We start from the raw sequence: 14,725 nt of genomic DNA on the forward strand, positions 1-14,725 counted from the left end.
TTTTAGTATTGCTTTGTATAGCCGATTAATATTGACGGTGTTAGGACTTGCGGTAATATCACTGGAGTATCCACACCCTTTTTATACCACAAATAAAGTGGCACACCTGATCGGCCCTGTTGTGATAAAAATTCGGTGATCTGGCTATCGCCATTGGTCCAATCTCCCACCATCACCGCAACATTATTGTCTTTAAATGCTTGTTGCACTTCATCACGATCAATTGACGTTTTCTCGTTTACTTTGCAGGTTAAACACCAATCCGCAGTGAAATACACAAACATATCTTGTTTAGTGCGTAGCTCAGCGATTTTATCTTGATCAAAGTTGAGTACTTGCGTCTCTTCTTCATTAACTGAACGACTCGCTATTTCGCCCGTACTTGGCACGAGATAAATGACAAGTAACAGAGGAATTAAAGTTAATAGAAGCGCAGGCCACCATCTTCCTTTATGTTGAGATTGTTGCCATGCTCCGGTTATCCATAATCCAAATGCCGATAACATGCTCGTTGCGAGAATCATCATCACATAAGTATCGTTTGATTGACGTAATAAGATCCAAACCAATCCTAAGGCGGTAATAAACATCGGAATAGAAAGCACTTTACGAGCGGTTATCATCCAACCACCGGGCTTAGGCAAACGTGTTCTTAGTTTCGGTATAAAGCTCACGAGAAGAAACGGCAGCGCCATACCAAAACCTAATCCGGCAAAGATCAGCAGTGCAATACTCATCGGTAATACTAGTGCGGCCCCTAGCGCGGTTGCCATAAATGGGCCAGTACATGGCGTGGCAATAAAGGCGGCGAGTACACCTGTCCAAAAATCGCCCATTGGACCTTTTTGATCTTGTAACTTCGAGCCAGATGTTAAAGTGCCAATTTCAAACAAGCCTGCAAGATTAAACCCTATTGCGCTCATTAAGGTGATCAGCACCGAAATCACTATCGGACTTTGCAGTTGAAATGCCCAGCCGATTTGATGCCCCAAGGCTCGTAAACTCAAAATAGCCGCACCAAGAACAAGGCATACCAATACCGCACCTAAGGTGTAAGCAATCGCGCCAGTTTTGGCTCTTTTTTCTGAACTCTGATGGGAAAGACTCAGTATTTTCAAACTAAGAATAGGAAACACACACGGCATAATATTAAGCAACAGACCACCTAAGATTGCGCCTAATAACGCAGTAATGCCTAACCACCATGAGCTGGATTGATCCGTATCCTTGGCATTATCAATATTTTTCGAACTATCAGTTGCAGGAGCAAAAGCGATAGTGTCCGTTTTATTCGCGTCAAAACTGAGACCTATACCACTTTTTAATACCAGAACGCCTTTAAAAACAGGCTCTAGATTGTCACCAACTTGAGTTTGCATCAAAAGCTTATCACCTTTGTGCTGCAAAGTTTGCTTGGCATTATTAACAATCATGCCATTGTTCACGGGGTAAATATGCGCACCTTCAATATCCACGCTACTTGGCAGTGGTAATGAGAGTGTTAACTTACTTTTATCGACCGAAAAACGCCCCTCTGCTGCCATTGGTTTTGACAGCTTTTGACGCCATTGATCAAACTGCTCTTTATTTGAACCTTTATCCAATAACAGCTGGTGGTCTTCACCAACGATAAACGTATGCTCTACTGTTTGTTGCTCTGGCAAGCAAGTTGTCGGATTACAAACCAAATAACTCATATCGACTTTGATCGGTATCGAAGTTCCCACCGCAATATCTTTACTAACTATCATTGGAGCAAACAACACATACTGACCGTGATAGATATAATTCATAATATCACTGGTCACAAGTTGACTTGGCGCAGGGTATTTTACTTCACCTGCTTCAACACCTTTTGGCAAATGCCAATCAAAGCTGGTGGGAAACCCAGCATCACCCGGGTTAACCCAATAGCCATGCCAACCCTTTTGAGGTGTCATGATCAGGGCAACATCTTGCGTCATGTCAGAGGCTAAGTACCCTGATTCTGTCATCATAGAAACTGATAATAGGCGCTGAGTTTCACCTTGCTCAGTCGCCATCACATGTGATGAACATGCTAAAAGAACGAACAAAAGTGTTTGTTTTAAAAAAGCATTCGGCTTAAATGAATTGACCGAATTAAAACAAGCTGTCCATTCTTTCAATGAACGTAGTAAAGATGATGTCATTGCGCGCCTATTTTTAAATAGCATTACATGGTTAAAAGCGATGGCTAGTCAAAAGCCATCGTTTATTGACAAGCTGCCAGTTATTTAAATGATGAAATGGTGTCTAGTGCCTGATTAAAGTCATCATCTTGAATGGAAGACTTCACGGTCACTTTCCCGTCTGGATTGATTAAGGTGATGGTTGGAACTTGGTTCACGCCAAACTGTTTGAATAACGAACCATCTTGGTCAAACACGATAGGTAGCGTGGTGCCATAGCTTTTACGATAATCATTAAGATCATTCACTGAAGACCATAAGTTCGTCGATACTGTCACCCATTGTACTTCTGATGATTTTGATTTTTTCTCTAATAATTCACGTACTTGAGTACACGCTTTAGACGTCGTTGGTTCGGTTTCTTCTAAGTACCATTCACACCAAGGGCCGAAGAAAACCACGCCGACTTTTTTGCTAGTTGCGGTATTAAATTTCACATCAATATTGGTGTTATCAATGGTGGAAAACGTCATGTCTGACACTTTATCACCTACTTGATAGCCTGAATTATCATCAACGAAGGTTGGATTTTTCACCGCTTTTTGACTTGGTTTTTCTGCTACCACTTTATCTAACGCTTGGTGGAATTCTTTGTCATCAACATGACCAAAATAAGCGAACTTGCCGTTTTTATCGATCAACAAATGTTGAGGCGTAACACGCAAATGGAAAGCACGTGCTAATTCACCATTATCAATGGTAATTGGCATGGTTAAGCCCATTTTTTCACGAAATGCCGTTACTGATTTTACATTATCGCTGATACCAGTATTAACCGCGATCACTTGAACTTGGTCGCCATATTTCTTGTAAATCTCTTCAAATCCAGGCATTTGTTCACGACAAGGAACACACCATGTTGCCCAGAATTTAATGTATACCGGCTTCTTACCATACACTTCCGCTAAATCGATCACTTTGCCATCAATCGTTTTTACTGTCATTTGAGGAGCGGCTGTACCAACCAAGCCTTCACCTGCTGATTTTGCTCTACGTTCACCATCAGCAGAATAATCATCGGTTGCATGAGCTAGCTGCATAAAAGCAAGTGAGCATACCAGTGTTACTAATGGTGTTTTCATCCAATGAAACAATCGTATTGACATAACATTATCCTATTTATATTGAAAATTTAGAAAATTTCTGACTTCTCGTGTTTGTACTGCTTTGCGCTAGATACAAGGATAAAAACCAGAAAAAATTAAAGAAGCATCAAACATTCAAACTTAAATGCTCACATACTTGTTGTTGAATTTTTTGTATTTGTTGCTCGACAACCTGTTGCTCACCTGCCGTTCCTTCGATAGAAAAGAAGTGCAACTTAGTTAATCCTATTGTTGAAAGGATCTCTTTCATATATGGCGTGAAAAAATCTGGTTGGTAAACCTGTTCACCAGAAAATACCCCTCCTGATGAAATCAATATATAAACCGGTTTATCTTCTAATAATGGCTGCTTTCCGGTGCTTGTGATTTCAAAGGTTTTCCCCGCACGAACCACATGGTCTAGCCAACATTTCAGGCTAGAAGGTAAAGTATAGTTATGCATTGGAGAAGTGATGATCACTAGGTCAGCTTTATCAAGAGAAACAATGAGCTCATCTGACAAATCTAGACTGGCTGATTGAGTCTGTGAGCTTGCTGCACCACATAAAACTTGCGCATAATGTTGATCAATATGAGGCAATTTTGTTGAATCGAGAGTATCAATGTTTACCTCAGAACGTTCCGCTAAAGTCTTCACCATAGCTTGGGCTATGTGCTGCGTAGATGATAGGTTTTTCTGCGGGCTTGCGTTAACCAATAATACGTTCATATTTTTCTCAAATGGTTATTTTTCGGAATGACTAACCAATCTGGTTTCATCATTAAGGTGGGTATAATACAGCCCAATATGGTGTACAATAAGTGCCATAAATTAACTATTTTAATAGACCATATTTTGAATCCATAATAGGCGGAAATGTTAATGGCTAAACTCTTAGCTTACAAACAAGTTTACCAACGAATTCATAGCGCTATTTTACAAGGTATATTGAAGCCTGGTGAACGAATTCCTTCTGCTCGAACATTAGCAAAAGAGATGGGTGTATCAAGAGGAACGGTCGAGGAAGGGTATGCTCGGTTAAAAGCAGAAGGCTATATCGAATCAAAAGGGCAAGCAGGAACACTCGTCAGTGACAAGTTGCATACTCAGCCGCGAATACTAAAAAAACCAACTGCCGCACGCCAACCCGGATTTCAACCAGAAATCGAATTATCCCAAATTTTACCATTCCAATTAGGCATTCCAGCTTTGGATGAATTTCCAAAACAAGTTTGGGCTCGAATGACCGCAAGGTGCGCGAGAAATATGACAACTGATGATCTCGCTTACCCATCAGTTTATGGTAACCCACAACTTAGAATTGCTATCGCTCAATATTTACAGTTATCACGTGGTATTCAATGTGAGCCCTCACAAGTGTTTATTACTTCAGGATATGTAAATTCCATTAATTGGATTTGCCATGTGTTATTAAAAAAACACGCTTCGGTAGCCATGGAAGATCCCGGTTATCCTCTGACGCGTCAACTGCTGCTGAACAACAGTTTAACCCCACTCCCAATGCTGATTGATGAAGACGGCATTATCTTTGACCCCAAATCAAAAGCTGATGTAGTTGTGGTGACTCCCGCTCATCAAAGCCCAACTTGTGTATCCCTTTCTTTAGAACGTAGGCAAGCGTTACTCAATTGGGCGGAAAGCAATAAACGCTGGATCATTGAAGACGACTATGATGGTGAATATAGACATACAGGGCTCCCTTTACCGGCCTTAAAGAGCATCGATACACAAGATAGAGTGATTTATTCTGGGACGTTCAGTAAAGTCATGTTCCCGAGTTTACGAATGGCCTACATAGTCGTGCCACAAAGCCAGGTGACCGCCTTTGAACAATCATCGGAATTTTTTGCGGGCAATGTGTCGGCACTAACTCAAGCCTCGGTACTGTCTTTCATACAAGAAGGCCACCTCTCACGTCATATTCAGCGGATGAGAAAACTTTATAAAGAACGTCGCGACATGATGACAACGGTATTTCAAGACGTTTTAGGCCCCGCAATCACCATCAATCCACAGCCCGGTGGAATGAATTTGATTGTGCGACTCAACAATAAATCCATTAATGATCTTACATTAGCCAACCAAATGATTGAGTCTGGTTTATTTGCCCACGGATTATCGCAATGGGCTTCATCTCCGTGTGAACCAGGAATCATTTTAAGTTTCACTAATATCCGAGATAAATCTGAATGCTATGAACTAGCTTCTCGTTTCAAAGCGGTGTTAATGGGATTATAAAAATGGTTTTGTCGGATAGGCGACACCTGTTACCAAGTGCCGCCCTCCTAAGAACCGTACGTGCAACTTTCACTGCATACGGCTCAAGCCTCCACTAAGGCGTATTACCTTACCCAGCAACCTAGATAGCAGTTAAAGCAGGCTCCAACCATGAGTGACGACTTTCCTTTTTCGATTTCCTCTTTGCCAAGTAATCTTGGTATTGGGGGTCGAACGGTGTAGCCGCACTTCGGATCTTCACATGTCTTTTAATCGGCGTTTTCGCTATTTGAACTAAGTTGTAATGACAGTCCATGTTCGCAATTTTCTGCCAACCGTGAAATTGCCAACCACCACTTCTATTCATGTAGTATTTGCGCCTGACCCAGTCTTTTGGCTTAGTAGGATGGCGTCTAACCGCCCATCGCCACAGAAGCCAGAAGATTTGATGACCGAGATAGCCGAAAGTTCGTTTTGCAACGCAGTGACGATAATAATTCGCCCAACCTTTCAATTTAGGATTCAATAGTCTGATAAGATCATTGACTGGCATTGTTGCGTGCTTCTTGATGAGTTCACGCAAGTTTCCCAAGAAAGAGAGAACGTTAGTTTTACTCGGTTTGATGAGCAATTTACCTTTGTACTTCCTGAGGTTAAAACCTAAAAAGTCAAAGCCATCATCTATATGAGTAAGGTGTGTTTTCTCTTCAGAGAGTGCCAACCCTCTTTCTTTTAGAAAACCAATTAACCGAGGTTTGATTTCATTGATAAGAACATCTTTTGATGATCCGGTTATTATAAAATCATCCGCATAACCGATGAAGTTAACTCGTTCTCCCGAGCTCTTGTCTACTTCCTTTACAAGCTTTTCTAAGCCCGCAAGTGTCAGTAACATAAGTGTTGGTGAGATAATTCCGCCTTGCGGAGTTCCCTCCGATGTTCGGTAAAACAAACCTTTATCAATATAGCCTGAGCCTAGCCACTGCTTTAGCATTCGTTTGTCTATTTGAACATTTTCAATTAGCCATTCATGCCCGATTTTGTCGAAGCAAGCTTTAATATCCCCCTCCAAAACCCATTTACCTGAGCGCTTAAGACACAAACATTTAAAGCATTGTGCTATAGCGTCAGCAGTACTGCGATTCGGACGAAAACCGTAGCTGTTAGGATCAGCTATCGTTTCCGATATCGGCTCCAAAGCAAGTAAATACAGCGCCTGTTGCGCTCTATCTATCATGCATGGAATGCCTAGAGGTCTAAGTTTGCCGTTCTTTTTCGGGATGTAGATGCGTCTGAGTGGTTTGGCTCGATAACCTTTACGATTCAATTGATCTACTGCGGTCATTCGACGAGCATCTGTATTCCAGATGACTCCATCTATTCCGGGTGTCTTACTGCCTTTGTTTTGAGACACTCGCTTCACAGCCAGTAATTTAGCTGATCTTGAGTGTGTTAAGATCCACTGCAAAGCTCTCGCTTTACTGTGTTTTCCCTCTCGGGTTGCTTTTGCAATGCGCATTTGAAGCTTTAATACGTGCAACTCGACAGCCTTCCAATCGATGGATTGCCATTGAATACTGTTAGGAGAGGCACTAACTTCTAATAAAGCCACCATTTGCGTTTCTCCTTAAATAAAGTTCTTCAAATCATCTTGCAACGGGAGACCAGTTAGAAGTCAGCTCGCTTTCGCGCCAGATATAAACCTGTATCCACTTCATTACAAAGTGGCATTTGCTTTTTCTAACCTCCTTTACCTGCATACCTATCGGCAGTCTTCGCAGACTGCTTTCCCGAAGGGAGATATACAGGCTTACCCTGTTCCGTATGTCGCGCAAAATATCAGGTTAGATGCCCACTATAGTGCGGAGAGCACATCGATCACGAAAGAGTACTGTCCAACTTCTTTCCGGCTCTCATTGCCTTTTTGGCCACAGCGTACAAACCACTTCCGCTGCTTCATCGTATAACGCGCCTTACATGGATTCACTTACGTTCATCATACTGACACCCTAGCACTTACCCGATTTGTGGTTATCAGGAGGAACGTTCTCTCACGATTCAGTTCCCACTCAGTCTAACAACCGAGTTTCGTTACATTGTCGGATTCGCTGCTTTATTCAGAATCCTAGGGTCATCTGGTGATACAGATGGTTCACTCTTATCGTGGTGAACAACGCTTCATACGACTTCAGGTCGCACGGACAAAAACGAGTTATATATTTTAGTAAATTAGGAGGTAACGGATTAACTGAAGTATGGGAAAGTAACGCCGCATTAAGGTGTGAAGCACGTGACCACGATGTTTAATTTTACCACCGTAAATACTGAATTTAACCCAAACCAAAAATGCCAAGCGTGCTGAATCACTCTTAAATGCTTTGTTATGTGACTTTATGCACCTTAGTGGTCATTTCCTGCATAAACCCACATAGGCTCTGTTTTGCCTGCTCGCTCAAAACCTAAAGACTTATAGAAATCTACAGCCTCACCATCCGCTGTGAGCATTTGTTGATGAAAAGAACCATATTTGGTTTGCATTAGCTCCATCATTTTTCTGCCGATACCCTGACCATGAAAATCTGGATGAACCAACATGTGAGGATAATAGACTACTAAAAATCCATCAGATATAGCATTACCAACACCGACCAAAACACCATCGAGTCTGGCTGTTACTAAGCTATCAGAGTTGTTTAAAGCAGGTATCAGCTTTTCTGGAACTTCAGCAGATGACCAACCATTGGCTTGATACAAAGACACAACTTCATCTTGTTCAAGTCCTTTCTCAAATTGTACTTCTAAGCTCATTTTGACCTCCTGTCACATAACGCCGCTATAAATTGCGGCTTTGGAGTTGATTGTTTTGTGGTAGCGTAGCGTTTAACCACAAAACAAGCGACGGAAAAGCCGTCAATTTGATAGCCTTGTTAGGTGCCGCCACCCTCAAATGAAAATCCTGGCGGATACTGGTGAAGCCCGTCGAAATCTCCTTTGGTTAATTTAACCCCTTTAGAACGAGCTATCGCGTATACCATACTTAAATGAAAGTAAAAGTTTGGGTATGCAAACCGTACTAAAAAATCCCCTGCATTCATAGATACTGGGGCTGGGCCAGCCATATCTTGGATTACTACCTCTAGATTATTTTCTACTGAGTCCAAACTGTTCAAGTATTCAACTGTGTCCTGTAGTTGAGCCTTCAAGTTTGAGAAAGACTTCTCGAGTTTCACAAACGATACGACTTCCACGCCAGCAATTGGACAGCACGATCTTAAGGCGAAACTTGCTACGATCTCCGCTTGAATGTACAGCGGAAACATATCTTCGATTAGACGCGCTTCGAGAATACTTTCATCACCTCCAAAGTGTGCCTCTATTTTTTCAACGGTAGCCGACAATAGATCAATATAACCAACGAAAATTTCTATGTGCTTATTTCTCACTACTACTCCTATTCACACCTAACGACAGAAATCAGCGGCGCGGGTACCGCGTCCGCTGCATTGACTTGTTAGAACACAAGCCCAGCAGCGGGGCTACTGGTGTTGAAGGATGTTGACCAGTTTGCCAAACGGATCTCGCACGTAAAAGCGACGCACTCCCCACGGTTCGATTGCCGGGCCATACTCTACGGGGATGCCAAGCTCCTCGGCCTTTTGAAGTGCGGAAGACAGATCATCAACCTCGATAGACAGATCGGGTACAGCCGTGCCGGAACCGCCTTCGGAAGCCACGCTGACTTGCAAAGCCATTTCTTCGTTGGAGCCGAAGGTTTTAATCCAGCCGTGATCCATTAAGAGATTCAAGCCCAAGAAGCCCCCGTAGAACGCCTCGGCCTTGTTCAGTTCCTTGCTGTCGATGTTGGTAACAATCCGGCGAACTTTCACTGTGCCTCCAAAGTGTCTATTGTGTTCTAACGCCGCGTTAAAGGGTAAACAACGCGATGCCACTCAACCTAAACTATTGTGCCATAAACACAAAAGCTAAACTTTAAACCAAAACTGCCAAGCGTTGAGAATCCCTCTTAAACGCTTTGTATGTGCGTGCTAGACGGTAACGCCTTACCGTACCCTCACTGTCATCTGTGTAGTTACCGAGATATTCACCACCACAGTTTTCGATGACCTTTTGAGATGCGGGATTGTCAATTGAGCAAGTAACAATGACTGAGTCAGAGACAACGTGATCTCGCACCCAAGCAAGCAGAAATGAGGCTACACCCTTACCACGAGCTGACGGTCTAGTTTCGTAGCCGACATGACCAATGACATTTTCTACGTTGGCATTAGTACCTTTGCGAACTCGGATTGCGCCTAAAATTTCAGAGTTCGATACACAGTAGTAAGTTGTGCTGGGTAAATATCCGTTTGGTAACTCGGAAGTTGCCTTAGAACGTTCGATCAAACCTGACAAATAAGCTGTTGGATTTTGCTCTACACCCGAATATTTTGGGATACCCGAATCTAAGCATTCTTTCGCATAACTCACTAATATTGGAGCCAAATCAGGATTGGCCTCAACCACTTCCATGTCGATTTTCCTCATAAGCACATAAACAGTTTGTTATGCGTTACTTTCCATCTGACAGCACAGAAATTCTTTGTAAATCTCTGCTCGGAAAATCAGGATCTACATACACGTACATACGACTTATTAATTTTCCACTAAACTCAAATACACTACAAAAACGACCAGTGGACACATTGTTGTCTGGCCAGGAAGTACCGTCACTCATTACACCTCCTTCCTGTCCTTCAACAATAACCTTGTTTCCAGCTGTTGTTATTTGAAAACCGTTTATGTCGTGCCAGATACTGTTCAATGAGCTACCAATTCTATTGCCAAACTCCACTAAGGCATTCTTTCCTTTCGCCTGTCCAAATTTAGGAAAGAAAAAATCAACATCCTCTGAAAATAGATCCAGATAACTAGGATCACCCGCATCTACTTTCTCGAAATACTTAACTACTAGCTCAACTAAATCGTCTTTTTCCATAATTATTCTTACATCCATATTACTCTGACGCATAACGCCACGTTAAGGCGTGACGCGATGTGTGCCAAACTTGAGCGAAGCGAAACTGGCACGCGTTGCGGAATCGCTCTTGAACGCTTTTGTTATGCGTAGTTTGTTTAGCCAAGCACAGGTCTAAAAAAGCTACGCTCATAGCTAACAATGCAGTCCACTTTATCAGCAAATTCGAAAGCTTTAATACATTCAGGATCATTTAGAGACTTATTGCGATAGTCTTCATAAGCTGACAAACTTTCAAACGTAAAAAGTGCCAAAGCTACATTGTTTGCGCCTTCGGATGGAAGAAAGTAGCCATTATGTTGACCACCAAATTTCTCAACAAGTGGAATCCACATTTTCGCGTATTCTTCGAACTCTTTAGCCTTCTTTGGATCTATTACATACCTGACATAGCAAGTGATCATAAATATTAATTCCTTCTAATTACTTAACTTTGTGATCTACGCATAGACATAATGACTCCCATGAAGGTGCTAGCCTCCAATATCGTGGGTTAGCTAAGCCAGAGCCATAATTAGTTTGCTAAAGAACTAAATTAGGAGGCTAGCATGAATAACGATAGCACTATTTTTATTGGGTTAGATACCCATAAATCCTTCACCCAAGTCGCACTTTTAAAAGATAAACGTGGAGAAGCCCCTTCATCGTACAGTCGTATTCAATCAACTAAATCAGCATTTATAAAACTCAGCCAAACACTCCAATCCCAATTTCCTAAAGCTACCCTGAATTTCATTTACGAAGCTGGTCCTTGTGGATATTGGATTTATCGATTGCTCACAAGCATTGGACACCAATGCTACATTGTTGCGCCATCTTTAATCCCCAAAGCGCCTGGCGATAAAATCAAAACCGATAAAAGAGATGCCGCCAAATTAGCGCGCCTTTTTCGAGCAGATGAACTCAATGCCATCTATGTACCTGAAGCAGAAGATGAAGCTATACGTGATTTATCTCGCGCACGAGAAACGGCAATGAAAGATTTAAAAGATGCCAAATTCCAACTCAAAGGCTTCTTACTACGAAATAATATTACGGCAACGGTCAAAGATAACTGGTCTAAAAAACATTTAAGATGGTTAACAGAATTAGTGCTCCCTCATCACAGCCAACAAATTGTGCTGCAAGAGATGATTCAAATCATCTCGGAACGAATGCAACGATTACAAAGGCTCGATAATGAGCTGCTATATCAAGTTAAAAACTGGCGTTACTACCCTGTTGTAAAAGCGATTCAAGCGATGAGAGGCGTTCGTTTACTCGTGGCATTAGGAACCATCGCTGAACTGGGGGATTTAAGGCGTTTTGACCACCCGAGAAAGCTCATGTCCTACCTTGGGCTTGTCCCATCTGAGCACTCTAGTGGACAAAAACGAAGACAAGGCAGTATTACAAAATGTGGCAATAAACGAGCTCGACGATTATTAGTTGAAAGTGCACATACTTATAAACACAAACCCAATATCTCAGCAGAGCTGCAAATACGACAAGAAGACTTATCAAAAGAAATTATTGATATTGCTTGGCAAGCTCAGCTTCGGTTATGTCGGCGCTACCAACGATTAATGTTTTTAGGAAAGCACCGCAGTGTCGTCGTCACAGCGATAGCCCGTGAAATGGTCGCATTTATTTGGGCGATTGCTCGGGAGGTGGTAATCATACCGATTGATCCACGCCAAAGAATATCAAGGTTACCAGTATGAATAATAAATTAGTGTTAGCGCAACGCATTAAGCATCGGGTGTGGCATAAACTCCGACGGCGTTAGGATGGCAATAGCCTAACGGCTATTGAACCACGAGCATAGACTGCAGACAGGTGCCACGACGGAATAAGTAAGGTAAGCTCTGCTCACTTTAGAGTGAGTAATCTACGAATACCAGCATGATAACCGACGAAAGTACTTGCTTGAGCAATGCGTTAACACTATCTCTTTTTTAAAGAAAAATGCCCAAAATAACTGGGTAGAATTTTTGCGCTCTACTTGACAGTGGGAGTCATACCAACGCCCAATTAAGGTGTGAGCCACGCTACCACGACACTCAATTTGGACACCGTAAACACTAAACTAAACCCAAAAATGCCAAGCGTGGTGAATCACTCTTAAATGTTTGTTAGGTGCTAGCCCCCAACTCTTCTTGAAGGCTCTAATTGATGAAGATAGCGTGTAAATGTGTCTTTAGGACGCTCTAGATTGTTTTCTGCTAGTACCCTAGATGCCATACCACGGTGGTTACTGCCATGAGTTAACAAATGGAGCAGAATCTCTTCGATTGACATCTGCCCTGTGTCACCATCAATAAACTTAAATGAAACAACTCTTTTTAGATCTTCTTTGGTTGCAGCGCACACATACTGAACTAACCATGAGTCGTTTTGATTCATTGTCTCTCGAAGCTCCGATATTGTTGGAGTCTCAACGGTATTGTCACCACTATATTTTTCAGGCTCACCCATAATTCGACTGATGAAGAGACTATCAACGACTGTTGTATGGTTTAAGATTCTAACGAAAAAGGTAGCATCACTTTCTGGAAGTATTGAGAACTGTTGTTCTCCAATATCAAGCAATTCGTTATTTGCCCACTTTTTATATTGAAATGCCTTAGAAAAGTCCATTTTTTCTCCATTGTTGTTCATTTGAGAGCTGAAGAGCTCAAGCTGCACCTAACGCCCTGTTAAGGTGTGAGCAACGCAATACAGACGCCACCGCATAACACCTTAAACACTAAAACCAACGCATAGTAAAAATGCCACGCGTTGCGAATCCCTCTTGAGCAGTTTGTTATGTGCGTACTAAACGTTGCCACTGTTAGAAGAATTGAAAGAAAACATACGAACTTCGTCGCGAGGAAACCAACCTAGTTTTTCGTAGAAAGACTGCGCATTAATGTTATCATTTGCGACAAATAGATGCGTTTTGGCTATGCCTGCTTTCGATAGAGCTTCCACTGCTGACGATATGAGCTTTGCACCAACACCTTTACCTCGAAAAGTCGAATCAACAGCCAGATGCTGCACATAACCTCGACGACCATCAGTCCCAACTAAAATAGCACCTATAATATCGTCACCATCCAATGCAACGAAGCTAAGGTTTGGATTGCGTTTTAGGTACTTACCTATGTTTTCCTTTGAATCTGCATCTCGTAACAACATCGCTTCTGTTGTTGACCACAAGCCTATTACTTGCGAGTAATCTGAGATATCCATTTCTCTTATCACTACCGATTTTCCTCTGAGCACATAACGCCCGCCTAAGGGGCTGGCAATGCATTAACACAAAACTCAAACACAACAACCGTAACCACTTCGGCTCAATGGGACTGGACACGCCGCGCGTTGACAGTCCCTCTTGAGGCGTTTGTTAGCATTTTTGCTGAAGATTAGCGCACATCATTGAAGCGATGGTTTGCGAATTGGTATCACTTTTCGATGATAGACCATCGACAACACCTTTTTGATTTATCTCTGACTGGTTCTGACTCAACTTCCACTTACCACTGAGGGAGTCTATGGCAATTTCAATACCAACTACCGCTGATAGCATATTCTGAATATATGATTCAGGAGCGTCCGACATCGACCACGGAATTACCTGCTCTCTCTCATGCTCGGAAGTTAACTGCTCAAGAATTCCAACTATCCACTGAGGATCATGAATGAACCGTATTTTTCCTTTCACATGTACAACAACATAATTCCACGTGGGAACAGCCTTACCATTTTCTTTCTTAGTCGGATAATTGTTCGGGGATATATAGGTGTTGGGGCCATTAAAAATCACTAGTGCTTCGGATAGTGGCTCCGTGGTTTGCCAAAGTGAGTTAGCCTTAGCTATATGCCCTTTTAAATATAATTCCCCATCCAATTCCATCAGACATAACGGAAGATGATTAGCATCAATCCCCGACTCAGATAAAGTAATGATTGTTGCGAATGGATATTCGCGTATCAACCCCACGAGTTCTTCAATATTTTCCTGTTTAAACTTCCTTGGAATATACAAATTTCTCTCCTTGAATGCTAACGCTTTGTTAAGGGGCGCAGCAACGCAATAAATGACTGTCTGCACAACACCTTAAACACTGAACTCACTGCATACTATAAATGCCACGCGTTGCAAGTCCCACTTTAACAACTTGTTAGCCGGATT

The 14,725-nt window shown here is 42.2% G+C and carries 15 protein-coding genes; 2 read left to right on the forward strand and 13 right to left on the reverse strand.

Going from position 1 to position 14,725, the window contains the following annotated elements:
- Positions 1-2: 2 nt before the first annotated feature.
- The 3 genes from Vgang_RS08590 to Vgang_RS08600 all read right to left on the reverse strand — a co-directional run bounded on the left by Vgang_RS08590 (position 3) and on the right by Vgang_RS08600 (position 4,025).
- Positions 3-2,171 carry a protein-disulfide reductase DsbD family protein gene (locus tag Vgang_RS08590; protein WP_105900938.1) on the reverse strand — a complete coding sequence of 723 codons (2,169 nt, stop codon included), beginning with the start codon at positions 2,169-2,171 and terminating at the stop codon, positions 3-5.
- An 80-nt stretch (positions 2,172-2,251) separates the two neighbouring features.
- Positions 2,252-3,316 carry a redoxin domain-containing protein gene (locus Vgang_RS08595; RefSeq protein WP_105900937.1) on the reverse strand — a complete coding sequence of 355 codons (1,065 nt, stop codon included), beginning with the start codon at positions 3,314-3,316 and terminating at the stop codon, positions 2,252-2,254.
- Positions 3,317-3,422: 106 nt separating this feature from the next.
- A complete protein-coding gene (locus Vgang_RS08600) occupies positions 3,423-4,025 on the reverse strand; it encodes an FMN-dependent NADH-azoreductase (protein ID WP_105900936.1) in 603 nt (200 codons plus the stop codon).
- A 153-nt stretch (positions 4,026-4,178) separates the two neighbouring features.
- On the opposite strand from Vgang_RS08600, the gene pdxR reads away from it, so the two are divergent.
- Entirely contained in the window at positions 4,179-5,555 is a 1,377-nt protein-coding gene (gene pdxR, locus Vgang_RS08605; protein WP_105900935.1) for a MocR-like pyridoxine biosynthesis transcription factor PdxR, read from the forward strand.
- 121 nt (positions 5,556-5,676) lie between these two features.
- On the opposite strand, the gene ltrA is transcribed toward pdxR, so the two are convergent.
- The 7 genes from ltrA to Vgang_RS08640 all read right to left on the reverse strand — a co-directional run bounded on the left by ltrA (position 5,677) and on the right by Vgang_RS08640 (position 10,973).
- Complete coding sequence (gene ltrA, locus Vgang_RS08610) at positions 5,677-7,149, reverse strand: group II intron reverse transcriptase/maturase (RefSeq protein WP_105903793.1); 1,473 nt, start codon at positions 7,147-7,149, stop codon at positions 5,677-5,679.
- Between the two features lie 785 nt (positions 7,150-7,934).
- Positions 7,935-8,342: a GNAT family N-acetyltransferase gene (locus tag Vgang_RS08615; RefSeq protein WP_105903790.1), complete on the reverse strand. Its 408-nt coding sequence runs from the start codon at positions 8,340-8,342 to the stop codon at positions 7,935-7,937.
- A gap of 119 nt (positions 8,343-8,461) precedes the next feature.
- The gene (locus Vgang_RS08620; protein WP_157946062.1) at positions 8,462-8,977 is read right to left on the reverse strand and encodes a DUF1993 domain-containing protein; all 516 of its coding nucleotides are present in this window, start codon (positions 8,975-8,977) and stop codon (positions 8,462-8,464) included.
- Between the two features lie 93 nt (positions 8,978-9,070).
- Entirely contained in the window at positions 9,071-9,421 is a 351-nt protein-coding gene (locus Vgang_RS08625; protein ID WP_105903788.1) for a VOC family protein, read from the reverse strand.
- A gap of 103 nt (positions 9,422-9,524) precedes the next feature.
- Complete coding sequence (locus Vgang_RS08630; protein ID WP_105903787.1) at positions 9,525-10,064, reverse strand: GNAT family N-acetyltransferase; 540 nt, start codon at positions 10,062-10,064, stop codon at positions 9,525-9,527.
- A gap of 40 nt (positions 10,065-10,104) precedes the next feature.
- Positions 10,105-10,530 (reverse strand): nuclear transport factor 2 family protein, encoded by a 426-nt coding sequence (locus tag Vgang_RS08635; protein ID WP_105903786.1) that lies wholly within the window; start codon positions 10,528-10,530, stop codon positions 10,105-10,107.
- A gap of 137 nt (positions 10,531-10,667) precedes the next feature.
- Positions 10,668-10,973: an NIPSNAP family protein gene (locus Vgang_RS08640; protein ID WP_105903785.1), complete on the reverse strand. Its 306-nt coding sequence runs from the start codon at positions 10,971-10,973 to the stop codon at positions 10,668-10,670.
- 144 nt (positions 10,974-11,117) lie between these two features.
- Here Vgang_RS08640 and Vgang_RS08645 point away from each other — a divergent pair, with 144 nt between their 5' ends.
- A complete protein-coding gene (locus Vgang_RS08645; protein ID WP_105903794.1) occupies positions 11,118-12,272 on the forward strand; it encodes an IS110 family RNA-guided transposase in 1,155 nt (384 codons plus the stop codon).
- A gap of 418 nt (positions 12,273-12,690) precedes the next feature.
- On the opposite strand, the gene Vgang_RS08650 is transcribed toward Vgang_RS08645, so the two are convergent.
- The 3 genes from Vgang_RS08650 to Vgang_RS08665 all read right to left on the reverse strand — a co-directional run bounded on the left by Vgang_RS08650 (position 12,691) and on the right by Vgang_RS08665 (position 14,644).
- Positions 12,691-13,209: a DinB family protein gene (locus Vgang_RS08650; RefSeq protein ID WP_319952090.1), complete on the reverse strand. Its 519-nt coding sequence runs from the start codon at positions 13,207-13,209 to the stop codon at positions 12,691-12,693.
- 156 nt (positions 13,210-13,365) lie between these two features.
- Positions 13,366-13,782 (reverse strand): GNAT family N-acetyltransferase, encoded by a 417-nt coding sequence (locus tag Vgang_RS08660; protein ID WP_170066868.1) that lies wholly within the window; start codon positions 13,780-13,782, stop codon positions 13,366-13,368.
- Between the two features lie 154 nt (positions 13,783-13,936).
- Positions 13,937-14,644 carry an FMN-binding negative transcriptional regulator gene (locus Vgang_RS08665; protein WP_319952073.1) on the reverse strand — a complete coding sequence of 236 codons (708 nt, stop codon included), beginning with the start codon at positions 14,642-14,644 and terminating at the stop codon, positions 13,937-13,939.
- Positions 14,645-14,725 lie beyond the last annotated feature (81 nt).

Source organism: Vibrio gangliei, assembly GCF_026001925.1.
GTDB lineage: Bacteria > Pseudomonadota > Gammaproteobacteria > Enterobacterales > Vibrionaceae > Vibrio > Vibrio gangliei.